Source organism: Tissierella sp. (assembly GCF_032104385.1).
Lineage (GTDB): Bacteria > Bacillota > Clostridia > Tissierellales > Tissierellaceae > Tissierella.
In genome coordinates this window covers 237,698-263,354 of the sequence record NZ_DAMCHJ010000003.1, presented here as the reverse complement: position 1 = coordinate 263,354, position 25,657 = coordinate 237,698, and the positions used below count along the sequence as shown (strand labels likewise).

At 29.1% G+C, this 25,657-nt stretch carries 23 protein-coding genes; all 23 read left to right on the top strand.

The features are described 5' to 3' along the window. Window positions 1-26: 26 nt before the first annotated feature. A complete protein-coding gene (locus RT714_RS05290) occupies window positions 27-158 on the top strand; it encodes a phosphatidate cytidylyltransferase (RefSeq protein ID WP_313756639.1) in 132 nt (43 codons plus the stop codon). Window positions 159-176: 18 nt separating this feature from the next. Continuing rightward, entirely contained in the window at window positions 177-1,187 is a 1,011-nt protein-coding gene (gene rseP / locus RT714_RS05285) for an RIP metalloprotease RseP (protein WP_313756532.1), read from the top strand. Window positions 1,188-1,192: 5 nt separating this feature from the next. After that, the gene (ispG, locus tag RT714_RS05280; protein WP_313756531.1) at window positions 1,193-2,242 is read left to right on the top strand and encodes a flavodoxin-dependent (E)-4-hydroxy-3-methylbut-2-enyl-diphosphate synthase; all 1,050 of its coding nucleotides are present in this window, start codon (window positions 1,193-1,195) and stop codon (window positions 2,240-2,242) included. A 44-nt stretch (window positions 2,243-2,286) separates the two neighbouring features. Then, window positions 2,287-6,561, top strand: coding sequence for a PolC-type DNA polymerase III (locus RT714_RS05275; RefSeq protein WP_313756530.1), 4,275 nt, complete (start codon window positions 2,287-2,289; stop codon window positions 6,559-6,561). Window positions 6,562-6,694: 133 nt separating this feature from the next. After that, complete coding sequence (rimP, locus tag RT714_RS05270) at window positions 6,695-7,159, top strand: ribosome maturation factor RimP (RefSeq protein WP_313756529.1); 465 nt, start codon at window positions 6,695-6,697, stop codon at window positions 7,157-7,159. A gap of 13 nt (window positions 7,160-7,172) precedes the next feature. Then, window positions 7,173-8,201, top strand: coding sequence for a transcription termination factor NusA (gene nusA / locus RT714_RS05265; protein WP_313756528.1), 1,029 nt, complete (start codon window positions 7,173-7,175; stop codon window positions 8,199-8,201). Between the two features lie 11 nt (window positions 8,202-8,212). Further along, window positions 8,213-8,488, top strand: coding sequence for an RNase P modulator RnpM (gene rnpM, locus RT714_RS05260; protein ID WP_313756527.1), 276 nt, complete (start codon window positions 8,213-8,215; stop codon window positions 8,486-8,488). Window positions 8,489-8,525: 37 nt separating this feature from the next. Continuing rightward, entirely contained in the window at window positions 8,526-10,649 is a 2,124-nt protein-coding gene (gene infB / locus RT714_RS05255) for a translation initiation factor IF-2 (protein ID WP_313756526.1), read from the top strand. Between the two features lie 10 nt (window positions 10,650-10,659). Beyond that, window positions 10,660-11,040, top strand: a complete 381-nt coding sequence (rbfA, locus tag RT714_RS05250) for a 30S ribosome-binding factor RbfA (RefSeq protein ID WP_313756525.1) — start codon at window positions 10,660-10,662, stop codon at window positions 11,038-11,040. Further along, window positions 11,030-12,001: a bifunctional oligoribonuclease/PAP phosphatase NrnA gene (locus RT714_RS05245; protein WP_313756524.1), complete on the top strand. Its 972-nt coding sequence runs from the start codon at window positions 11,030-11,032 to the stop codon at window positions 11,999-12,001. Before rbfA ends, RT714_RS05245 begins: the two co-directional genes overlap by 11 nt. An 8-nt stretch (window positions 12,002-12,009) precedes the next feature. Then, window positions 12,010-12,900 (top strand): tRNA pseudouridine(55) synthase TruB, encoded by an 891-nt coding sequence (gene truB, locus RT714_RS05240; protein WP_313756523.1) that lies wholly within the window; start codon window positions 12,010-12,012, stop codon window positions 12,898-12,900. A 10-nt stretch (window positions 12,901-12,910) separates the two neighbouring features. Then, window positions 12,911-13,825 (top strand): bifunctional riboflavin kinase/FAD synthetase, encoded by a 915-nt coding sequence (locus tag RT714_RS05235; protein ID WP_313756522.1) that lies wholly within the window; start codon window positions 12,911-12,913, stop codon window positions 13,823-13,825. A 120-nt stretch (window positions 13,826-13,945) separates the two neighbouring features. After that, window positions 13,946-14,212 carry a 30S ribosomal protein S15 gene (rpsO, locus tag RT714_RS05230; RefSeq protein ID WP_072972299.1) on the top strand — a complete coding sequence of 89 codons (267 nt, stop codon included), beginning with the start codon at window positions 13,946-13,948 and terminating at the stop codon, window positions 14,210-14,212. A 94-nt stretch (window positions 14,213-14,306) separates the two neighbouring features. Continuing rightward, complete coding sequence (locus RT714_RS05225) at window positions 14,307-16,403, top strand: polyribonucleotide nucleotidyltransferase (RefSeq protein WP_313756521.1); 2,097 nt, start codon at window positions 14,307-14,309, stop codon at window positions 16,401-16,403. 277 nt (window positions 16,404-16,680) lie between these two features. Continuing rightward, complete coding sequence (locus RT714_RS05220) at window positions 16,681-17,394, top strand: polysaccharide deacetylase family protein (protein WP_313756520.1); 714 nt, start codon at window positions 16,681-16,683, stop codon at window positions 17,392-17,394. A 17-nt stretch (window positions 17,395-17,411) separates the two neighbouring features. Beyond that, entirely contained in the window at window positions 17,412-18,683 is a 1,272-nt protein-coding gene (locus RT714_RS05215; RefSeq protein ID WP_313756519.1) for a pitrilysin family protein, read from the top strand. A gap of 15 nt (window positions 18,684-18,698) precedes the next feature. Beyond that, window positions 18,699-19,130 carry a dUTP diphosphatase gene (dut, locus tag RT714_RS05210; RefSeq protein ID WP_313756518.1) on the top strand — a complete coding sequence of 144 codons (432 nt, stop codon included), beginning with the start codon at window positions 18,699-18,701 and terminating at the stop codon, window positions 19,128-19,130. A gap of 88 nt (window positions 19,131-19,218) precedes the next feature. Continuing rightward, window positions 19,219-19,458 (top strand): YlmC/YmxH family sporulation protein, encoded by a 240-nt coding sequence (locus RT714_RS05205; RefSeq protein ID WP_313756517.1) that lies wholly within the window; start codon window positions 19,219-19,221, stop codon window positions 19,456-19,458. A 114-nt stretch (window positions 19,459-19,572) separates the two neighbouring features. After that, window positions 19,573-20,265 (top strand): ATP-dependent Clp protease proteolytic subunit, encoded by a 693-nt coding sequence (locus RT714_RS05200; RefSeq protein WP_313756516.1) that lies wholly within the window; start codon window positions 19,573-19,575, stop codon window positions 20,263-20,265. Window positions 20,266-20,326: 61 nt separating this feature from the next. Beyond that, a complete protein-coding gene (locus RT714_RS05195; protein ID WP_313756515.1) occupies window positions 20,327-22,498 on the top strand; it encodes a DNA translocase FtsK 4TM domain-containing protein in 2,172 nt (723 codons plus the stop codon). A gap of 1 nt (window position 22,499) precedes the next feature. Further along, on the top strand, window positions 22,500-23,825 hold the full coding sequence (gene rimO, locus RT714_RS05190; protein ID WP_313756514.1) for a 30S ribosomal protein S12 methylthiotransferase RimO: 1,326 nt from the start codon (window positions 22,500-22,502) through the stop codon (window positions 23,823-23,825). Continuing rightward, on the top strand, window positions 23,825-24,370 hold the full coding sequence (pgsA, locus tag RT714_RS05185) for a CDP-diacylglycerol--glycerol-3-phosphate 3-phosphatidyltransferase (RefSeq protein ID WP_313756513.1): 546 nt from the start codon (window positions 23,825-23,827) through the stop codon (window positions 24,368-24,370). The genes rimO and pgsA overlap by 1 nt, the downstream gene beginning before the upstream one ends. A 12-nt stretch (window positions 24,371-24,382) precedes the next feature. Continuing rightward, window positions 24,383-25,615 (top strand): competence/damage-inducible protein A, encoded by a 1,233-nt coding sequence (locus tag RT714_RS05180; RefSeq protein ID WP_313756512.1) that lies wholly within the window; start codon window positions 24,383-24,385, stop codon window positions 25,613-25,615. Window positions 25,616-25,657 lie beyond the last annotated feature (42 nt).

The following is a 25,657-nucleotide window of genomic DNA, read 5'->3' as shown; positions in this document are numbered from 1 at the left end:
AATTAGGTGATTTAGCGGCTTCAAAAATAAAGAGAGTTTGTGGAATAAAAGATTATGGTTTCATAATGCCTGGGCATGGTGGTGTATTAGATAGATTTGATAGTATAATTTTTACTGCTCCAGTAATATACTACTATATTAGTATGTTTTTAATTTAAAATATAGGTGGTGTTTAAATGTTAACAGCAATATCAGCAGTTTTTGTTTTTTTGGTAGTTATATTAGTACATGAGTTTGGTCATTTTGCTGTAGCAAAAATAGTAGGCATTAGAGTAAATGAATTTTCCATAGGCATGGGACCAAAATTATTTCAAAAGAAAAAAGGTGAAACTGAATATACATTAAGAGCATTGCCAATTGGAGGATATGTGAAAATGGAAGGTGAAGATGAAGCCTCCAATGATCCAAGGGGTTTCAATAAAGTGTCTGTTCTATCAAGAATAGCAGTTGTAGCTGCTGGGGCAATCATGAACTTTATTTTAGCCATAGTTATATTAACTATTGTCTCTTATGGAATAGGTATGCCCACAAATATTATAGATAATACAGTACCAGGATCACCAGCAGAGAAAAGTGGTTTGATATCAGGTGATACTATAATTAATATAAATGGTATAGAAATAAATAATTGGGAAACTACTGTTGACTCCATAAATAAATCTGATCCTAATAAAGAAATAGATATAGATATTAAAAGAGATAGTGAAATCAAAAAAATCATGGTGAAACCAATAACTGAAAAAGGAAAAACCATAATTGGTATAGTGCCTAAATATGAAAAATCAATATCATCTGCAATAAAAGGTGGTTTTGAAAATACTTTTATGTTTCTAAAGTTAATGTTTGAGTTTATAGGAATGATTTTTAAAGGCAAGGTAGGGATTAATCATTTATCTGGGCCTGTTGGTGTAATTCATGAAGTAGGGGTACAGGCAAAACTTGGAATATATAATTTATTATATATTTTAGGTTTTATTAGTGTGAATTTAGGATTCTTCAATCTACTACCTATCCCAGCTTTAGATGGAAGCAGAATAGTCTTTTTATTAATAGAATTAGTTAGAGGTAAACCTATAGATCCCGAGAAGGAAGGTTTTATACATTTTGTTGGCTTCGTTCTATTGATATCTCTAATGTTGATTGTTACTTATAGAGATTTAATCAAATTTAATATTTTTAGTAGGTGATAAAATTGTTGAGAAAAAAAACTAAAGTAATTAAAGTTGGTAATGTATTAATTGGGGGAGATAACCCCATTTCAGTTCAATCCATGACGAATACTCTGACTAAAGATGTTGTTTCTACTATTAGTCAGATAAAGAGGTTAGAAGATGCAGGTTGTGATATAGTTAGATCTGCAATTACAGATTTAGAAGATGCAAAAGCTATAAAAGAGATAAAGAAGAAAATTGATATTCCTATAATTGCTGATATTCAATATGATTATAAATTAGCTTTAGAATCTATTAAATATGGAATTGATGGATTAAGGTTAAATCCAGGTAATATCGGTTCTTTAGACAAGGTTAGAGAAGTAGTAAAAGCCTGTAAAGAAAATAATATTTCTATCAGGGTTGGTGTAAATTCTGGTTCTATTAAAAAGGAGTTTTTAGAAAAATATAATGGCGTAAATGAACATTCTATGGTTTATAGTGCTTTAGAACAAATTAGATTATTAGAAGATATGGACTTTTATGATATAAAGATTTCTCTAAAAGCAAGTAATGTACTTCTAACCATTAAGGCATATGAAAAAATGTCTGATATGGTAGATTATCCATTACATTTAGGTATTACTGAAGCTGGGCCAATATGGAGAGGAACAATAAAATCCTCTGTTGGTATAGGTTCTTTATTGTCAATGGGTATAGGTGATACAGTGAGAATATCTTTGACAGGAGATCCAGTAGAAGAAATTAGAGTGGGTAGAGAAATTCTTAAATCACTTAATCTATTAAATGAAGGATTAGAAATAATATCATGCCCTACTTGCGGAAGAACAAATATTAATTTAATTAATATAGTTGAAGAAGCTGAAAAAAGACTTGAAGGAATTAACAAACATATAAAAGTAGCAATAATGGGCTGTCCAGTGAATGGTCCTGGCGAAGCTAAAGAAGCAGATATAGGAATAGCTGGTGGAAAAGGAGAAGGACTTATATTTAGAAAAGGAGAGATAATAAAAAAGGTTAGAGAAGAAGATTTACTTGATGAACTATTAAATGAAATAGAAAAACTTTAATATAGTAGTATGCCATTGAAAGGAGAAGGGGGTATAAAATACCTATGAATAATAATAGATTATATCTTTCTCAATTGATTACAAAAGAAGAATTCAATGATATTAAGGATTTAGAAGTTATTATTAATAAGATTGAAATAATTAAAAAAACAATGTCTTTAATAGTATATCTTGAATCTTCTAATTTAATAAATAATGTAATGGCCGTCAAAATAAACAAAATTTTGAAAGAAAAATTTACTGAATTTCAAATAGTCATAAGAATTCAGTATAATATTACAGGAAATACAGAGGAAAAAATAAGGTTTTATGAAAAAAAACTTTTAGAGATTATTGAATCAGAAATTCAATCTAGTAGTTCTTGGATCCAAGATTTAAAATGGGAGATCAGCAATGACTCCCTTGTAATTTTTCCGCCAAATAAGGTAGCTTATTATTCGTTAGAAAGAAATGGAATCATAAAGAAGATTAACAATATAATCTTAGAAGAAATAGGATTAAACTTAGATATTAAAATATCTGATGATAATTTTAAAGAGGAAGAAGATTTTCTTGATAAAAAAATTATTGAAGAAAAAGAGATTGCAATTAATATTGTTAACAATATATCTGAAAATCCTAAGTCTGATTCTTCTGATAATACTTCAAGTAAGTTTAATAAATATTATATTTACGGAAAGCAAATAGTAGAATTACCCATTAAAGTAAAAGATATTACTATGCAGACAGGTTCGTGTATAGTAGAAGGTATGGTTTTTCAGCTTGAAACTAGACAAATTAGGAATAATAAAACTTTAGTTACTTTTTGTGTTTCGGATTTTAGTGATTCAATTACAGTAAAAGTTTTTTTATCCGAAGAACAATCCTCAGAATTTCTTTTAAATGTAGAAAATGATTCTTATGTAAAAATTGAAGGTGATGTAATCTTTGATAACTACTCTAAAAGTATGGTTATAATGTTAAACTCACTTAATAAAATTGATAGAGAGAAAAGAAAGGATAATGCAAAAGAAAAAAGAGTAGAACTACATCTACATACACAGATGAGCTCAATGGATGGAGTTTCATCATTGAAAAAGATTGCAACTAGAGCTAAGGAGTGGGGACATAAGGCATTAGCTATAACTGATCATGGTGTTGTTCAAAGCTTTCCAGATGCTATGAATCTAGGTAAGTCTTTAGGTTTAAAAATCATCTATGGAGTTGAAGGTTATTTAATAAATGATAAAAAGGAAATCGTGACTGATTTTGATGAAAATAAAGATTATTCAACTTATATAGTTTTTGATATAGAAACCACTGGTTTATCACCCATAAATGATATGATAACAGAGATAGGTGCTGTTAAAATTAAAGATGGAAAGGTAATAGATACTTATAGTCAATTGATAAATCCAGAAAGACCAATACCGGAATTAATCACTAAGATCACTGGTATTACAGATGAAATGGTAAAGGATAAGCCGACTATTAAAGAAATTATTTTAGATTTTATAAATTTCATTGGAGATGATGTTTTAGTCGCGCATAATGCTACCTTTGATATTGGTTTTATTAGAGAAAAGATTAAGTTAGTTAATATGGAATTAAATAATCCAGTACTGGATACCTTAGAATTATCCAGGGCTGTATTTCCTTCTTTAAAGAGTCATAAATTAAATCTTATTGCAAAACATTTAAATGTAAATTTAGTAAATCATCATAGAGCTGTAGATGACGCTACTGCTACAGCTGAAATATTACTTAAGATTTTAGATATATTGAAGGAAAGAAATATAATAAGTTTTAGACAGATAAATGCTTTAAACACTAATAAAAATCTTTTAAAGGATGAGAGTTTTCATATAATAATACTTGCAAAAAATTTAATTGGACTCAAAAATTTATATAAATTGATATCAGAATCACATATGAAGTATTTTCATAGAAGACCAAGGATTCCAAAATCCCTAATAGAAGCAAATAGGGAAGGGTTAATTATAGGAAGTGCTTGTGAAGCTGGAGAGCTTTATAAAGCAATAATAAAAAACAAAAGTATGAATGAAATAAAAGATATTGTGAAATTTTATGATTATTTAGAAATTCAACCTATTGAAAATAATATGTATTTAGTTAGAGAAGGAATATTAAAGAATGAAGAGCAGTTAAGAGAAATAAACAAAAAAATATATAATTTAGGGAAAGAAAATAAAAGACTTGTTGTAGCAACTGGGGATGTACATTTTTTAGATCCAGAGGATGAAATATATAGAAGGATATTAATGTCTGGACAAAAATTCCAAGATGCAGATATTCAACCTCCCTTATATTTTAGAACAACTGAGGAGATGCTAAATGAGTTTTCATATTTAGGGGAAGAAATTGCAGAAGAAGTAGTTATAAAAAACACTAACTTGATAAATGATATTATAGATGAGATGTTACCAATTCCAGATGGAACTTTTCCGCCAATTATTGAAGGTTCTGAGGAAGAGCTAAAAAAAATAACATATGAGAAAGCAGTAGAAGTATATGGTAATCCTTTGCCAGAGATTGTGGAAAGACGTTTAGAAAGAGAACTTGGTTCTATAATTAAAAACGGTTATGCTGTTATGTATATAATTGCTCAGAAACTAGTTTGGAAGTCCTTGGCAGATGGTTATCTAGTAGGTTCCAGGGGGTCTGTAGGCTCATCTTTCGTAGCTACTATGAGTGGTATTACAGAGGTAAATCCGTTGGCTCCACATTATGTTTGTCCTAATTGTAAATATAATGAATTTTTTGTTGATGGCTCTATAGCTTCAGGTGCAGACCTTCCAGATAAAATCTGCCCTAAATGCCAAGCTAAATTGAATAAAGATGGTCATGATATTCCTTTTGAAGTTTTTCTGGGATTTGAAGGTGATAAAGAACCAGATATTGACTTAAACTTTGCAGGTGAGTATCAAGCTGTGGCACATAAATATACGGAGGAATTATTTGGAGAAGGTTATGTTTTCAGGGCAGGAACCATAGGAACAATTGCAGATAAAACTGCTTATGGCTTTGTAAAAAAGTATTTTGAAGAAAGAGATATAAGTGTCAATGCAGCTGAAATTAATAGGTTGGTTCAAGGATGTACTGGAATCAAAAGGACTTCAGGTCAACATCCTGGAGGAGTTATGATTGTTCCAAAATATAAGGATATTTTGGATTTTACTCCTATTCAATACCCAGCAGATGATAAGAACTCAGGTGTAATCACAACTCATTTTGATTATAATGCTATTAGTGGAAGAATATTAAAACTAGATATTCTTGGTCATGATGTGCCTACTATAATAAGAATGCTTGGTGACATTACTGGAGTTGACCCTACTAAGATACCTCTTGATGAACCAAAAACTATGAAATTATTTACAAGTACTGAATCCTTGGGAGTGACTAAAGAGGATATTAATTGCGAAGTAGGAACTTTAGGAATTCCAGAGTTTGGAACTAAGTTTGTAAGGCAAATGCTTATTGACACTCAGCCTAGTACCTTTTCGGAACTAGTTAGAATTAGTGGGTTATCCCATGGTACAGATGTATGGATAAACAATGCTCAAAATCTTGTTAAAGAAAATATAGCTCCTCTCAGTAAAGTAATTTCCACTAGAGAAGATATTATGTTATATTTAATTAATGCAGGAATGGATAAGAAAAAGTCATTTAAAATCATGGAAAAGGTTCGAAAAGGTAAGGGGCTGTCAGGTGAAGAGGAAGAAGAAATGAGGAGCTTAAGTGTGCCAGGATGGTACATAGATTCATGTAATAAAATAAAGTATATGTTTCCAAAGGCTCATGCTGCTGCCTATGTGATGATGTCTTTTAGAATAGCGTATTTTAAAGTATATTTTCCGGAAGCTTTCTATGCAACTTATTTTACTATTAAGGCTAATGATTTTGATGCGGATTTAGTTATAAAAGGTAAAGAATTCGTAAAAAATAAGATTCAAGAAATAGAAAAACTAGGCAATGATGTAACAGCAAAGGAAAAAAACTTATTAACAGTTTTAGAAGTTGTTTTAGAAATGTATTCTAGAGGTTATAAATTTCAGAAGGTGGATCTTTATAAATCTGATAGTGATAAATTTATAATTGATGAAAATGGAATTATACCACCACTTAAAAGCTTAGAAGGCCTTGGAGAAAATGTTGCCAGAAAAATTGTCGAAGAAAGAAATATTTCTAGATTCATATCTATAGAAGATTTAGTTAGTCGTGGTAAAGTAAGTAAACCTGTATTAGAAGTTTTAACTAATCATGGATGCTTAGGTGATTTGCCATTAAGTAATCAAATAAGCCTTTTTAATATTTGATTTTTCTTTAAATTGTGATATAATTAATTTGACAAAAATAAATTTTTTCTGGGAAAGAGTGGGTTAACCCACTCTTGATTTTTTATTCTAAACTAACTATTGATATAAATAAACTATTATGGAGGTGAATTAATTGAATAAAAAGGGAATTATAGGGGTTGTCAAAGAAATATCTGAAGAATTAGTAGAAGAGTTAAAATATGAATTAGTGGATGTAGAGTTTGTAAAAGAGGGTTCTAACAATTTTCTTAGAGTATATTTAGATAAGCCTGGTGGAATAAATTTAGATGATTGTCAGAGGATGAGCCAGTTATTAAGCGATAAATTAGATGAGAAAGATCCTATTACTGTACCATATTATTTAGAGGTTTCATCTCCAGGACTAGATAGACCATTAAAAACTGACAAAGATTTAAAAAGAAATTTAGGAAAAGAAATTGAAATCAAACTATATCAGCCGGTGAATGGTAAAAAGATAATAGAAGGGACTTTAGAATCATACGAAGAAAAAGTAATTGTATTAAAAACAGAAATTAATGAAATTATTAAAATATCAAGAGAAGGCATTGCTTTAATTAAATTGGCAGTTAAATTTTAAGGAGGTTTAATGAATGAATGGAGATTTTATTGATGCCCTTCATGAAATAGAAAAAGAGAAGGGCATTTCTAAGGATATAATATTTGATGCCCTAGAATCTGCGCTTATTTCCAGTTATAAAAAAAATTTTAATGCATCTCAAAATGTTGAAGTTGAAATGGATAGAACTACTGGAAAGGTGAAAGTGCTAGCATTAAAAGAAGTAGTAGATATAGTAGAAAATGAATATCTTGAAATAGATTTAAATGATGCTAAAGAAATTGATGATAGATTTCAAATTGGTGATATTATAAAAATAGAGATTACACCAAAAGATTTTGGTCGAATAGCTGCACAAACTGCAAAACAGGTTGTTATTCAACGAATAAGAGATGCTGAAAGAGATGTAATCTATGATGATTTTATAAATAGGGAGAATGAAATAATTACTGGATTAGTTCAGCGTATTAGTAAAAATAATGTATATGTGGATTTAGGTAAGACAGAAGGTATATTGCCACCTTCTGAGCAAATACAAGGTGATAGACTAAAACTATTAATATCTGAAGTTAAGAAGACAACAAAAGGACCTCAAATAACATTATCTAGATCTCATCCTAATCTTGTAAAAAGACTATTTGAATTAGAGGTTCCTGAAATCAATGATGGAATAGTTGAAATATATTCTATATCTAGAGAGGCGGGATCTAGAACTAAGATTTCAGTTTTTTCAAAGGATCCCAATGTAGATCCTCTTGGCTCTTGTGTAGGATTTAAAGGTAGTAGGGTAAAAGTTATAGTCGATGAATTGAAGGGTGAGAAAATAGATATTGTAATTTGGAGTAAGGATATAGGAGAATTTATTGCTAATAGCTTAAGTCCTTCTAAGGTACTAAATGTAATAGTTGATGAAAAGGAGAAATCTGCTGTTGTTGTGGTACCAGATTATCAACTTTCCTTGGCGATAGGCAAGGAAGGTCAAAATGCTAGATTAGCAGCAAAATTGACTAATTGGAAGATAGATATAAAATCGGAATCACAATACAATCAAGATATTGAATAAGAGGTGATTGTTTGAAAAAGAAAAAAGTTCCTTTAAGAAAATGTATTGCTTGTGGTGAGGGTAAACCAAAAAAAGAATTAATAAGAGTTGTAAAGAGCAATGAGAATGAAGTAAATATTGATATAACTGGGAAGATGAATGGTAGAGGTGCATATATATGCTCTAATCTTGAGTGTTTGGAACTTGCACAAAAGGGTAAAAAATTTTCTAGGGTTTTAGAAGTAGAAATAACTACTAATATATATGAAGAACTGAAAGATATAATTCAATCGAAATTAGAGAAATAAGAGATATCACCTTTAAATATAATAGGGGGTATGTAATATGAAGAAAATTAGAATATATGAATTGGCAAGGGAATTGGGAATAAGTAGTAAAGATTTAATTGAAAAGATTTCTGAATTAGATATAAATGTAGGGAATCATATGAGTACTTTGGAAAATGAAGAAGCTGAAATAATAAGATCATTATTATCAAATGATGAAGAAAAAGATAGTTCAAATGAAAAGACTGATAATACTGATGAGGACATAAGTACTAAGGAACATGAAGAAAGTTTTAAAGAAAAAATAATTGAAGATAAAAACAATAAAAAACATAAGAATAAGAAGCAGTCAAATAAAAGTAAGTTAAAGAATAATAATATGAATAAAGAAAACAATATAATTAGTAAAGAAGGGAATGAGGTTGTTATAGAAATCGAAAGTAATATCATTGTAAAAGATTTAGCAGATAAAATAGATGTAAGTCCATCACAAATAATTTCTAAATTAATTGGATTAGGTGTAATGGTAAATCAAAATCAAGCAATAGATTCAGATATAGCGATTATAGTTGCTGAAGAATTTGGTGTTGAATTAAAAGTAAAAGAAGTTTTAGAAGATAACAATATATCATTAGAAGAAGAATTTAATCTGAATTATGAAGATGATCCAAAGGATTTAAAAACTAGAGCACCTATAGTAACAGTAATGGGGCATGTTGACCATGGTAAAACGTCTTTATTAGATGCTATTAAAGAAACTAGTGTTACAAAATCAGAAGCTGGGGGAATTACTCAGCATATAGGTGCTTATGCCGTAAATATTAACAATAAAAAGATATGTTTTTTAGACACTCCAGGTCATGAAGCTTTTACATCTATGCGTGCTAGAGGTGCACAGGTAACTGATATTGCAATATTAGTTGTGGCAGCAGATGATGGGGTTATGCCTCAGACTATAGAGGCAATAAATCATGCAAAAGCTGCTAATGTTCCAATAATTGTAGCAATTAATAAAATGGATAAACCTACAGCCAATGTAGATAGAATTAAACAAGAGTTAGTAGAAAATTCTTTGGTTCCAGAGGATTGGGGTGGAGATACTATAACAGTACCTGTATCTGCAAAAAATCGCGTAGGAATTGAAGAATTGCTTGAAATGATACTGCTTGTTGCAGAAATGCAAGAACTCAAAGCTAATCCAAATAGAAATGCAGTAGGTACAATTGTAGAAGCACAGCTTGATAAAGGAAAGGGACCATTAGCTACTGTATTAGTTCAAAAAGGAACATTACAAGTAGGGGATATGGTTGTTTCTGGCTCTTCCTTTGGTAGGGTTAGGGCTATGTTAGATGACAAAGGGAAAAGAGTCAAAAAGGCTGGACCATCAATGCCTGTAGTAATACTTGGGTTGTCTGAGGTTCCAAATGCAGGAGATTTATTATATGCTGTGGAAGATGAGAAGATAGCTAGATCATTAGCTGAAAAAAACAAGGAAATTGTCAGAGCAGAACAGATGAGATCTGATCAAAAGGTTTCACTAGACGATTTATTTGAAAGAATAAAATTAGGCGAAATCAAAGATTTAAATATTATAATCAAAGGCGATGTTAGAGGTTCAATTGAGGCATTAAAACAATCTTTAGAAAAGCTTGATACTGAGGAAGTAAAAACTAATATTATACATGGTGGTGTAGGCGGAATCACTGAATCTGATATTATGCTTGCTTCTGCTTCTAATGCTATTGTTGTTGGTTTCAACGTTAGACCAAATTTAAATGCTATTGAAGTAGCTAAAAGAGAAAAGGTAGATGTTAGAACATATAGAGTGATTTATGAAGCCATTGAAGATATCCAAGCTGCAATTAAAGGGATGCATGCACCAAAAATTATTGAAGAAGTAATAGGTAGAGCTGAAGTTAGGGCTACATTTAGATTACCTAATGGAAGCACTATAGCAGGTATTTATGTATTGGATGGTAAGATAGCTAGAAATGGGAAAGTTAGACTTCTTAGAAATGATATTGTTGTATTTGAAGGAGATGTATCATCTTTGAAAAGGTTTAAAGATGACGCTAAAGAAGTATTATCAGGATATGAGGCAGGACTAGGCTTAGAAAATTATAATGATATTAAAGAGGGAGATTTACTAGAAGCATATGTTTTGAAAGAAGTTGAGAAATAGAGGTGGGGAAATGAATAATAAAAGACTTAATCGAATTTCCGAAGAAGTAAAAAGAGTTGTTTCGGAGTTAATTTATAATGGTCTTAAAGACCCAAGGGTTAATTCCATGACAACTATAACGAAGGTGGAAGTAACTAGGGATTTAAGATATGCAAAGATTTATGTTTCAGTATTTGGAAACAAAGAAGAAAAGGAAAATACATTATTAGGTTTAGAAAGTGCAAAAGGATTTATAAGAAAAGAAATAAGCAGTAGAATTGATTTAAGATATGCTCCAGAACCAATTTTTATCTTAGATGAATCAATAGAGCAGGGAATTTATATGTCTAAGTTAATTGAAGAGGTAAACAAGGATTCTAATTTATTTAAGGAAGATAGAAATGGTGAATAATATTGAATTTTCATTTGATATGGCGATTAAAAAAATCAAAGAAAGTAAAAGTATATATATTGCTTCTCATGTTCACCCTGATGGTGATAATATTGGCTCTATTCTAGCTTTATGGATGGCAATTAAGAAGATAAATCATAAGGTTTATATCATCAAAACTGATGATATTCCTTCTGATTTTCTATTTCTTCCAAATTTAAATGAGATTAAAGAGTTTAATAATAGTGATAATATAGATGTTTTTATCGCTTTAGATACTAGTGATGAAAATAGATTAGGCAAAAACAAAGAATTATTAAATGAAGCTAAAACTATAATTAACATTGATCATCATATTAGTAATACAAATTTTGGACATATAAATATTGTAGATAGTAACGCGGCAGCAACTGGTGAATTAGTATATAATTTAATAAAGAAAATGAGCATTCCCATAGATAAAGATATAGCTTCTTGTATTTATACTGCAATAAGTTCGGATACTGGCAGTTTTATGTATGATAATACTAGTGCAGAAACTCATAAAATTGTTGCAGAATTAATAGATATAGGAATTGATAAAAGTAATATAAATATAAATTTATATCAGAATAAAAGCTTAGAGAGAACTATGTTATTCATAAAATCCTTAGAAACTTTGAGTTTATATTTTGATAATAAGGTTGCTTTAATAAAAGTAACTCAAGATATGGCTAATAAGGCTAATGCTAAGATGGAAGATACTGAAGGTATAGTTTCATTCATAAGGGAAATTGCTCCTGTTGAGGTAGGAATTATACTTAAAGAATTTAAAGAGAATGAAATCAAAGTTAGCATGAGAAGTAAAAGATTTATAGATGTATCTGCTATTTGTGCTAACTTTAATGGAGGAGGACATATAAGAGCAGCAGGCTGTACAATTAATTCTCCTATGGATGTTACTGAAAAATTAATTTTAGATGAATTAAAGAAAGTGTTTTAGGTGATTATATGAATGGTGTAATAAACTTCTTTAAGCCTAGGGGAATGACTTCTCATGATGCTGTAAATCTATTGAGAAAGACATTAAAAACTAAAAAGATTGGACACACAGGAACTTTAGATCCAAATGCATCTGGAGTATTGCCTTTATGTATAGGCAAAGCTACTAGGATTTCTGAATATCTTCTTGATAGTGATAAAGAATATATAGGAGAGCTAACATTAGGATATAGAACTGATACTCAAGATATAGATGGAAAGATAATATCTTCTTCTAACAATTGTGTTAATGAGGAAGATATTATAACTGTCATGTCTAAATATAATGGACATATATCTCAATTGCCGCCTATGTACTCAGCATTAAAACATAAAGGAAAAAAGCTTTATGAATTGGCACGCGAGGGAAAAACTGTTGAGCGTAATCCCCGAAATATTATAATATATGAACAAAAAATATTGAACATGGAAGATTGTAAGAAAGTTATGTTTTATACAAGATGCTCCAGAGGTACTTATATTAGAACATTATGTGATGATATTGGGGTGGACTTAGGCACCTACGGATATATGTCATATTTACTAAGGGTAGGTGTAGGAAATTTTAAGATTGATAATTCATATAGTATTGAATATATTAGAAAATTAAATTCGGAAGAGATTCCTAAAATCATTACTCCTATGGACAAGGCATTATATCATTTAGAAGAATTTATTGTTCCAGAACATTTATATTCAAAATTAATAAATGGAGTGGTATTACGATTTGATTCTATGGAGGAAAGTAAGGTGGATAAATTACTTAGAGTATATTGTAAAGATATATTTATTGGAATAGGCAAAATTAGTAATATAGATTCTAAATTTTACTTAAAGATGGATAAAGTTTTAATAATATAAGGTGGTATACATGGAGATTATAGAACTATCAAATTATAATGAAACAAGATTTAATACGGCTATAGCCTTAGGAAATTTTGATGGAATTCATATAGGACATCAGGAACTAATTAAAACCATGATATCTAAATCAAAAGAATTAGGTATAAAGTCTTCACTTTTACTATTCAAAAGTCATACTAAATCCATAATAAATAATAGTAAACCTAAGATGATAACCAACAATCAACAAAAATTTAAGATTGCGAAGGATTTAGGTGTAGACATTATTTATATATTAAATTTTGATGATAAAATTATGAAATTATCAGGAGAAGATTTTATTAAGGATATTATCATAAATAAAATGAATGGTAAGTTACTTGTTGTAGGATTTGATTATAGATTTGGATATAAAGCTTCTGGAGATTCTAAGTATTTGATGAAACTTGGAAAAGACTATAATATAGGTGTAATTGTATTAGACCCAATTTATAGGGATAAAGATATTATAAGTAGTTCTAATATTAGAAGTTTAATAGCAGATGGAAATATTTCTCTTTCTTCAAAAATGCTAGGTAGACCATATTCTATTATAGGAAAAGTTATACCAGGAAAAAACAGAGGAAATAAATTAGGATTTCCCACAGCTAATATAGAACCTATTGATAATTATGTAATACCTAAAAATGGAGTATATATGACCAATACCATAATAGATGGTAAGATATATGTTTCGGCTACAAATATTGGATATAATCCTACTTTTAATGAAGATGTGCTAAAGATAGAAACTTATATTCTAGATTTTGATGGGGATGTATATGGAAATATACTGGAAATTGAATTTTTAGATTTTCTTAGAAATGATATTAAATTTGAAAATAAAGAAGCCTTGATAGAACAAATGAAAATTGATATTGGAATGATTAAATTAAGACAATAATATTTACATTTATTGTTTATTATGATACTATAATATTGGTACATTACCTATTGCTATGTTTAACGTATCCTCGGCGTCTTACAAAGCTATAGGAGTATATTAAAATTTGGAGGTGTATTTATGTTAACAAAAGAAGTTAAAGAACAAATAATTAATGATTATAAATTGCACGAAGGTGATACAGGTTCACCAGAGGTACAAATTGCAATTTTAACACACAGAATTAATTCTGTAAATGAGCATTTAAAAGCTCATAAAAAGGATCACCATTCTAGAAGAGGATTACTTAAAATGGTAGGTCAAAGAAGAGGCCTTTTAAAATATTTACAAAATAATGATATTGAAAGATATCGTTCTTTAATTGAAAAATTAGGCATCAGAGGTTAATAAGAGCGGGATTATCCCGCTCTATTGATTTATTCTAGATATTTTTTATGAAATAAGGATATAATAAATATATTAAAATTTAAGGAGGTATTGCATGGAAAGAAAATTCCAGTATAAATTGGCTGGTAGAGATCTTACTGTAACCATAGGTAAGGTAGCAGAACAGGCTAATGGAGCTTGTATGGTACAATATGGTGATACAGTAGTCTTAGCGACTGCTACAGCTTCTAAAGAACCAAGAGAAGGTATAGATTTTTTCCCACTTAGCGTTGACTATGAAGAGAAATTATATTCAGTAGGTAAAATACCAGGTGGATTTATTAAAAGAGAAGGTAGACCAAGTGAAAAAGCAATTTTAACTTCAAGACTTATAGATAGGCCTCTTAGACCATTATTTCCAGATGGATATAGAAATGATGTACAAGTCATAGCTACTGTTTTATCAGTTGACCAAGATCATTCACCAGAAATAGTTGCAATGATTGGCTCTTCAATAGCATTATCCATATCAGATATACCATTTAATGGGCCAACAGGTTCAGTATTAATTGGCTTAATAGATGGAAAATTTGTTATAAATCCAACTAGTGAAGAAAGAGATAAATCTGAAATACATTTAGTAGTGGCAGGGACTAAAGATGCTATAATGATGGTGGAAGCAGGTGCTAATGAGATTACAGAAGAGGTAATGCTAGAAGGTATTTTAACAGCACATGGTGAAATTGTGAAATTATGTGAATTTATTGAAGATATCGCAGAGGAAATAGGAAAAACTAAGGAAGAATATAATTTATTTAAGCCAAATGAAGAAATTAGAGAAAAAATTATTGAATTTGGTAGAAAAAAATTAATTGATGCTATTAATACTTTTGAGAAACAAGAAAGATTAAATAATATTGATAACGTAAATAAAGAAATTAAAGAAGTGTTTTTAGAAGAATATCCTGAATCAGAACAAGATATTAATGGGATAATAGAAGATATGTTAAAAGAAGAAGTAAGAAGACTAATTATTGAGGATGGTAAAAGACCAGATAATAGGAAGGTTGATGAGATACGTCCTATTACAACAGATGTAGGTTTACTTCCAAGAACTCATGGTTCAGGATTATTTACAAGGGGTCAAACTCAAGTTCTCACCATTGCTACTTTGGGTGCTATTAGTGATGCCCAAGTTATTGATGGATTAGGAGAGGAAGAATCTAAAAGATATATGCATCATTATAATTTCCCGCCATATTCAGTAGGTGATACTAGACCTTTAAGAGGACCTGGAAGAAGAGAAATAGGTCATGGCGCATTGGCAGAAAGAGCTCTTGAACCAGTTATACCATCAGAAGATAATTTCCCTTATACTATTAGACTTGTATCCGAAGTTTTAAGTTCAAATGGCTCTTCATCTCAAGCTAGTGTTTGTGGAAGTACTTTAGCTTTACTTGATGCAGGTGTACCTATAAAATCTCCTGTAGCCGGGATAGCAATGGGATTAATAAAAGAAGGTAATAAATTAGCTATTCTTTCTGATATACAAGGTATGGAAGATCATCTGGGAGATATGGACTTTAAAGTAGCTGGTACTAAAGATGGAATTACGGCTATACAAATGGATATAAAAATAGCTGGAATAGATAAACCAATTCTAGAAGAAGCCTTGGAAAAAGCAAGAAAAGGAAGACTTTATATCTTGGATAAAATGGCAGAAACTATTTCAATTCCACGAGGAAATTTATCACCATATGCACCTAAGATGTATACAATGCAAGTAAATCCAGATAAAATAAGAGATATTATTGGACCTGGTGGAAAAATGATTAACAAGATAATAGATGAAACAGGCGTAAAAATTGACATTGATGATAGTGGAAAGGTGTTTATTTCTTCCATAACCCAAGAAGATGGAGAAAAGGCTATGGATATGATAAATAAAATAGTTAAAGAAGTTGAAGTTGGGGATATTTATTTAGGTAAGGTAACACGTATAACTAACTTTGGTGCTTTTGTAGATGTTTTAAATGGAAAAGAAGGACTGCTTCATATATCTAATATAGCTAGAGAAAGAGTCAATAAGGTAGAGGATGTATTAGCTTTAGGAGATGAAATATTAGTTAAAGTCATGGAAATAGACAATCAAGGTCGAGTTAATCTATCTAGAAAGGTATTACTTCCAGAAGAAACTAAAACAGAAGAATAAAATACTAATGCATGAACCAAAATAAGGTTCATGTTTTTGTGTCTCATAAATTGTAAAAGCAATAATGGAAACACTTTAGTATAGGGAAGTTTAATATAGACCTATTTATTTTCAATATTAATGTCTAATAAGATGTTATCATAAATGATAATATGTAAACTTATAATAATTAATCAATAAAGGGAACCTATGAAAATGGTTTCCCTAATTTACTTTTTAGGATAATTTACTAACCCTTTGAATATATATAGATATATAAGATATTGGAGGGATGTATATGAAATTAGTTATTGTGAATAAAAAGACTCTGTTTACCATTTTAATTGTTTTAATACTAGTTATAATAACTTTATCTATTTTAAGAGTCTATAATAAGACAGAAGAAACTTTTAATTCAGATGTATACTATCAGGGGAATATTGATGAAAAGATAATCGCATTTGCTTGTAATGTAGACTGGGGAGATGAAAACATTCCAAATATGTTAGAGATATTTAAAGAAAATGATATTAAAATTACATATTTTGTAACTGGTAAATGGGCAGAAAAAAATAAGGAAACTTTAAAAATGATATATAATGATAACCATGAAATTGGGAATCATGGTTATAGTCATGTAGATTATGATAAATTATCCTATAATGAAAATAAAGAAGGAATAGTGAAAGCTCATAATATAATTAAGGAAACCTTGAATATTGATTCAAAATATTTTGCACCGCCATCAGGTGCTTACAATGATAATACTGTAAAGGCAACAAAAGATTTAGGATATGAACTTATAATGTGGAGTATAGATACGATTGACTGGAGAAAAGATAGTACAAAAGATGTAATCATTAATAGGGTTATTCCAAAGATACATAATTCTGCAATTGTTTTAATGCATCCTACTGAAGAAACAGTTAAAGCATTACCAGAAATAATAAATTACCTATATCAAAATGGTTATAAAATTGGTACAATAAGTGATGTAATAAAAAACAATTAGTAATACTGGAGGAGAATATGTATATAATAGATAAATTGGATAATGGTATAAGAGTTGTCATGGAAAAGATTCCCTATGTCAACTCTGTTTCCATTGGAATTATAGTTGATAATGGTTCTGTAAAAGAGGACAAGCATAATAATGGGGTATCTCATTTTATAGAGCATATGTTGTTCAAGGGTACAGGAAAGAGAACAGCTAAAGATATTGCAGAAGCAATAGATAATATAGGTGGTCAATTAAATGCTTTTACTGGTAAAGAAAGCACATGTTATTATGCTAAGGTCTTATATAATCATATAGATATAGCTATAGATGTATTAGCAGATATGTTGACTAACTCAAATTTTTTAGAATCAGATATAGAAAAGGAAAAGACAGTAATAATAGAAGAAATAAATATGTATCTAGATTCACCTGAGGATATGGTCAGTGAGTTATTAAATGATATAATGTTTGAAGATACACCTCTTGGTCATCCCATATTAGGCATAGAAGAAAGTATTAAGAATTTAAATAGGGATGAACTTATTAATTATTTTTTTAATAATTATAGGCCTGAAAATATAGTTATATCATTAGCAGGTAATATTGACACCAAAGAAGTTTTCAAAATGTTAAATCATTATTTTGGCAACTTTAATAATTCTAATAAAAATGATGATAAGATCAACAATATTTATAGTTTCACCAATAAATTAAAAGGTATCAATAAAAACACAGAACAACTAAATTTTTGCATTGGAATGGAAGGTTTGCCAATTGTTTCTCAAAACATAGAGGCATTATTAGTATTAAATAATATTTTCGGGGGTAGTATGAGTTCGAGATTGTTTCAAAAAATACGTGAAGATTTAGGTTTAGCTTATGCTATTGAATCATATCCATCATCTTATAAAGATATAGGTATATTAAGTATATACACTGGATTACATCCATCCCAACTATTAAAAACTATAAAACATATTGGAAAAGAAATTGATGATATTAGAAAAAAATTAATCTCAAAAGATGAATTAGATAAATCTAAAGAACAGCTAAAAGGCAGTTATGTTCTTGGAATGGAAGGAACATTTAGTAGAATGTATGAAATAGGAAAATCTCTATCGCTTTTTAATAGAGTACAATCTCCTGATGAAATATTAAATAAAATTGATAAAGTAAATTTAAGTGATATAGAAGAAATAATAAAAATCGTATTTAACAAAAAAGCCATTAATATTGCATATGTAGGAGATATTAAAAATCAAGATATGACTGAACAAAAAATAAAAAATATATTATTTTAATGGAGTGTGGTTAGCATGAAAGTAAAAGTAATTAATAAGTCTCAGTTTCAATTACCAGAATATAAGACAAATGGAGCAGCGGGATTGGATTTACAAGCTAATATTCATGAGTCTATAGAGGTAAAACCACTAGATAGGGTTTTAGTACCAACGGGATTATTTCTTTCAATACCAGAAGGATATGAAGCTCAAATTAGGGGTAGGTCAGGATTAGCTTTAAAACACGGAATAACATTAGCCAATGGAATTGGCACAATAGATAGTGATTATAGGGGAGAAATCAAAGTGATTTTAATTAATCTTGGTAAAGAGTCATATATCATTAACAAAGGTGATAGAATTGCACAAATGGTATTCATTAAATATGAAAAAGCTACCTTAATAATAGCTGATGATTTAGATGAGACTATTAGAGGCGAGGGAGGATTTGGTCATTCTGGGTATTGATATCTAATAAGATGTTATCATAAATGATAACGTATATTACTCAAATTCCTATAATATTATATAATATAAAGAATTAGGAGGAGATTTTATGCGTTTATCCGAATTAGGTCAAAAAGAAATTGTAAATTTAAATAATGGTGGTAGACTTGGTATGATAGTAGATAGTGACCTTTTAATTGATGAAGAAACTGGTAAAATTATTTCTTTATTAGTGCCTGAAAAAAGATTAGGATTAAGAATTTTAGGTTTAGAAAGTAATGATATAGAAATACATTGGGATACAATTAGAAAGATAGGTTATGATATGATTATTATTGAAATTGAATAATTATTATACTTTTAATACATATATCTCAATAAGATATATGTATTTTTTTGTATAAGGAATATTATTGTTTTTTTAAGTAAATGCTATAGATATTAATTATTTTAGGAGGAAAATATGAATAAGAAAAATAAAGATGACAATTCCCCAATTCAAGAGGAAAAACTAGAAAATATTAAAGAAATAGGTACTACTAATATTCCGGAAGTAAAAAATAATATTCAATTTATATCTATTATTGGGGAAATAGAAGGTCACACAATTTCCCCTAATGACAAAAAAGCTACTAAATATGAACATATTATTCCTTTACTAATAGCAGCTCAACAGGATCCTAAAATAGAGGGAATCTTTATTATTTTAAATACTGTTGGTGGAGATGTAGAAGCTGGTTTAGCTCTTTCTGAATTAATAAATTCAGTGGATAAACCTAAAGTATCTTTAGTTTTAGGTGGAGGACATAGCATTGGAGTACCTTTAGCTACTTCAACAGATTATTCATTTATTGTTCCTACTGCAACTATGACAATACACCCCATTAGAACTACTGGCTTAGTTATTGGTGTGCCACAAACTTTTAGATATTTTCAAAAGATGCAGCAAAGAATAATCAATTTTATATTAAGAACTTCAGAAATAGATGGCAAAACACTAAACGAGTTAATGTATTCAACAGATGAAATTGCAAATGATGTAGGAACGATATTAGTTGGAGAAGAAGCAGTAAAATATAAATTAATTGATGAAGTAGGAGGTTTTTCAACCGCTTTAAAAAAACTTGATAATATGGTAGAGGATAAAAATAAATAGAATAGAATTCCAAATTATGCTATAATAACTACAGCATATACTTTAAAAAGGGGGGAGTTTTTTGAACCTTAAAAAGAAAACTATTAAAAAAACTCAAAAAAAAAATAAATATAATAAAGATATTATAGGAATAATTATAATTGCATTAGGTATATTATCAATGATAAGTCTATTTAGCTCTAATATGGGGATAATAGGTTCTATAATTAAAGGTACTACTTTTTCTTTAATGGGGTTTGGCTCTTATTTCTTTCCTTTAATCATAATAGCTTCCGGAATTATCTTTTTCTTAGATGATTATAAGCATATGGAAGGAAGAATGATTTTATCTATGGGGTTTATACTTTTAAGCATATTAATTATGCTTGATGGAATAAATCCTTTTGATTATAAATTTATTGATAGGATTAATAGTTCCATTAATTTAAGTAAAATTGGAAAAGGCGGAGGTATAATTGGTAGTTTTTTTGGTTTTTTTATTTATAGATTATTTGGTTCAATAGGTTCTTATCTTGTTTTAGGATTTATTATTATTATAAATACATTAATTGTAACCAATATTAAAGTTAAAGATATTTTTTTGAAATCTAAAAATGTGAAGAAAACAGCAGAAAGTAAAAGAAATAAACCTAAATTTAAAATAGTAAATGAGATAAAACCCGAATTAAATCAAGAAGATATTAAAAATGATATTAAAATCTTAGATTATGTAAAAAATCAAAAAAAAGAAAATTCAAAAGAAATGAATATTGAAGAAATAAATAATATAGATACTGAAATAAAAAACAAACAAAATAAGAATCATATTTCTACATACAATACACCCTCCTTATCCTTACTAAAATCTCCAACATCAAATCAAGACAGTGATGATAGAAAAGAGATATTAAATAATGCTAAGATAATTGAAGAAACAATGAAAAACTTTGGAATTGATGCAACAATTACTCAAATTAATAAAGGACCGACTATTACTTGTTATGAACTGCAACCTTCTCCTGGGATCAAACTTAGCAAGATAGTATCTTTATCTGATAATATAGCTTTAAGTTTGGCTTCCTCTGATATTCGGATTGAAGCACCTATCCCTGGTAAGGCAGCCGTAGGTATTGAGGTTCCAAATAAAATAAAAAGTAGTGTACTTCTGAAGGAAATAATTACTTCTGAAACATATAATACTATTGATTCTCCTATACCTTTAGCTCTTGGAAAAGATATATCAGGCAATGTGATAGTGTCTACTATTGATAAAATGCCACATTTACTCATAGCGGGAGCTACTGGTTCAGGAAAATCAGTTTGTATCAATACCATAATCATGAGTATATTATATAAATCCTCTCCTGAAGATGTTAAACTTTTACTTATAGATCCTAAAATGGTAGAATTAAGTATATATAATGGTATCCCTCATTTATTAATTCCAGTAGTAACTGATGCAAAAAAAGCTGCTTTTGCACTTAACTGGGCTGTAACTGAGATGGAGAAAAGATATAAACTATTTGCTGAAAATAATGTTAGGGACATAAAATCTTATAATAACAAGACTAAAGATACTGAAGATGAAGAATTACCTACAATAGTTATAATAATTGATGAATTAGCAGATTTAATGATGGTTGCAGCTCAAGAAATAGAAGATTATATTTGTAGACTTGCTCAAATGGCTAGAGCTGCAGGAATGTATCTTATTGTGGCCACCCAAAGACCATCTGTAGACGTTATAACTGGTACTATAAAGGCTAATATACCTTCAAGAATATCATTTGCTGTATCTTCTCAAGTGGATTCTAGAACCATTTTAGATATGGCAGGAGCAGAGAAACTTTTAGGAAAAGGTGATATGTTATTTTATCCATCTTTTTATTCGAAACCTTCTAGGTTACAAGGTGCTTTTATATCTGATGAAGAAGTAGAAGCTGTAGTTAATTCTCTTAAAGCTCAGGATATAACTGAATATAATGAAGATATTATTGAAGTAGTAGAAAATTCAAAGGAAATATCCTTTACTGACAGTGATGAATTATTACCAACTGCAATATCTTTAGTTGTAGAAGAAGGACAGGCTTCAATTTCATTGTTACAAAGGAGATTAAAAATTGGATATGCTAGAGCTGCGAGAATCGTAGATGAAATGGAAGAACGGGGTGTAATAGGAGGATATGAAGGTAGTAAGCCTAGAAAGGTATTATTATCACCAGAAGATTTAGAGTCAACATTTAAGGAGAGATAGAATGAAAACAAAAAAAATTTACGTTGTTACTTTAGGTTGTTCAAAAAATGAAATAGATTCGGAACTAATGATAAGTATATTAAGGGAAAGTAATTATATAGTGGCTAGTTCATTAGAGGAAGCAGACACTATCATTGTAAATACATGTGGGTTTATAGAGAAGGCAAAAGAAGAATCTATAGAAACTATTTGGGAAATGATTAGATATAAAAACGAAGGTAATTGTAAATACTTAATATTAGCAGGTTGTTTAGCTGAAAGATATTCTCAAGAATTAATGGATGAAATTCCTGATATTGATGCCGTAATTGGTACTGGAAATATAAAGGATATTTCCTTAGTTATTAAAGAATTAGAATTAAAATCTCAAAGAATTAAAAAGACAGGAAATATAGATGTAGATTACTTAGAAGAAGTAAAAAGAATTAATTTTAATATTACGGAATATGTAAGAATTTCTGAGGGATGTGATAACTTTTGCACATATTGTATTATTCCTAGGTTAAGAGGAAAGCATAGAAGCAGAAAAATGGAAGACATTATAGAAGAAGTAAAGTATTTAGCTTCTAATGGGGTAAAGGAAATAATTTTAATTGGTCAAAATACTTCTGATTATGGGATTGATTTATATGGAGAATATTCCTTATATAAATTGTTAGATGAACTAAATAATATAGATGGTATTACTTGGATTAGATTACTATATTTATATCCTGATAATTTTAATGATAATCTAATAAAGTCAATTAAAAACAATCAAAAAGTGGTTAAATATGTAGATATTCCATTACAACATGTAAATAATAATGTTCTAAAAAAAATGAATAGAAGAACAAGCAAGGAGAATATTATTTTATTAATTGATAAATTGAGAAAAGAAATCCCTGAAATAATTATAAGAACAACATTTATTGTAGGATTTCCTGGAGAGACTGAAGAACATTTTAATGATCTATTAAACTTTATTAAAAATATAAAATTTGAGAGATTAGGTGTTTTTACTTATTCCCAAGAGGAAGATACTCCTGCCTATGATCTTCCAAACCAAGTTTCACAAGAAATAAAAGAATACCGAAGAGATAAAGTTATGGAACTTCAAAAAGATATATCCGAGGATATCATGATGAGCAAGGTTGGAAAAACATTTAATGTATTAATAGAAGAACTTTGTGGTAATAATACTTATGTTGGTAGGACGTATATGGATAGCCCCGAAATTGATGGTGTTGTTTATGTTAACTCTATTAAAAAACTACAGATAGGTGATTTTATAAAAGTTAAAGTAACTGATTATTTAGAGTATGATTTAATAGGGGAGGTAATCTAGTGAACTTAGCAAACAAAATAACTATTTTCAGAGTATTTTTAGTACCAATATTCATGTTTGTATTATATTCTAATCTTCCATATAATACTTATTTGGCAGCTGCAATTTTTATCATTGCATCCTTAACAGATACCTTGGATGGATATATTGCTAGAAGTAGAAATATGATTACTAATTTTGGAAAATTTGTAGATCCGCTAGCTGACAAGGTCTTGGTATCAGCTGCTTTGATTTCTTTAGTGGAATTAGGTAAAGTTCCTGGTTGGGTTGTAGTGTTGATTATTGCACGAGAATTTACTATCACTGGCTTTAGAATAATTGCGGCTTCAGAAGGTATAACTATAGCTGCAAGTTCATTAGGTAAGATAAAAACTATTACACAATTAGTAGCTATAATTGCTTTATTACTGAATAATTTTCCATTTAATTTAATTAATCTTCCTTTTGATTATATTATGTTATATATTTCATTATTTTTTACAATAATATCTGGAATAGATTATATATATAAAAATAAATCTGCCCTTAAAATGGGTATTAAATAAAAGGTGATTACAATGATAGCAGAAATTATTACAATAGGCTCAGAAATTACTATGGGCAGTACTTTAAATACTCATAGTAAATACATTTCTAGTAAACTATTAGAACTTGGAATAGAAACTTATTATCACACTTCTGTTGATGACAATAAAACTAGGGTTAAGGATATTATAAAAATATCTTTGCAAAGAGCGGATCTTATAATTACAACAGGAGGGCTAGGTCCTACAGATGATGATTTGACAAAAGAGGTCATAACTGAAGCATTAGGTTTAGAGCTAGTTAAAGATAAAGATATGGAAGATAATATTAGAAGCTTATTTAGCAATTTAAATAAAGCAATGTCTCCTAATAATTTAAAACAAGCTCTAAAACCAAAAGGAAGTCAGTTCTTAAAAAATTCTATTGGCACTGCACCTGGTATTTTTTTATCTAAAGATAATAAAATGATAATAATGTTACCTGGGCCTCCAAATGAGATGGAATTAATGCTTAATAATGAAGTAATACCTCTTCTTCATGAAGATTTTAATATTATCAATAGATCTATTAATATAATAGGTATGGGTGAATCTCAGCTAGAAATGCAAATAAAGGATTTGATAAATAAGGATCCAGATATTAAAATTGCAACATTTGCCAAAGAAGTAGAGGTTGAGATTAAAATAGTAGGTAAAGGAAAAGATAAAGATATTATTGAAAATAAAGTAAATAACATGATCAAAATACTAGAAGATAGATTTGATGAGTATATATATGGTTTTGACAATGTTCCAATAGAAGTTATAGTATTTAATTTACTAAAAGAAAAAAACTATAAGATTGGCTTTTGTGAATCCTGTACGGGAGGATTAATTAGTAGTAAATTCAGTCGTATACCTGGTGTATCTGAAGTTTTTGACAGAAGTATTGTTACTTATAGTAATAATGCGAAAAAAGAGGAACTTGGAGTAAGTTCTGATACATTAAAAAAATATGGCGCCGTGAGTAAGGAAACTGCTATAGAAATGGCTAATGGATTATTAACTAGAAATAGCTTGAATTTAGCATTATCTATAACAGGAATTGCTGGTCCAGATGGTGGAACTGAAGAAAAACCAGTGGGATTAGTATATATGTGTATTGCACATAAAGGTATATCTATACCTATTAAATGTAATTTCAATGGAAATAGACAATCTATACAAAATAAAGCATCCATAAGAGCATTTTTTGAATTAAGAAAATTTATGTTAATAAATGATTGACTTAATTCAAATTATGTTGTAATATATAATTAGAACGAATGT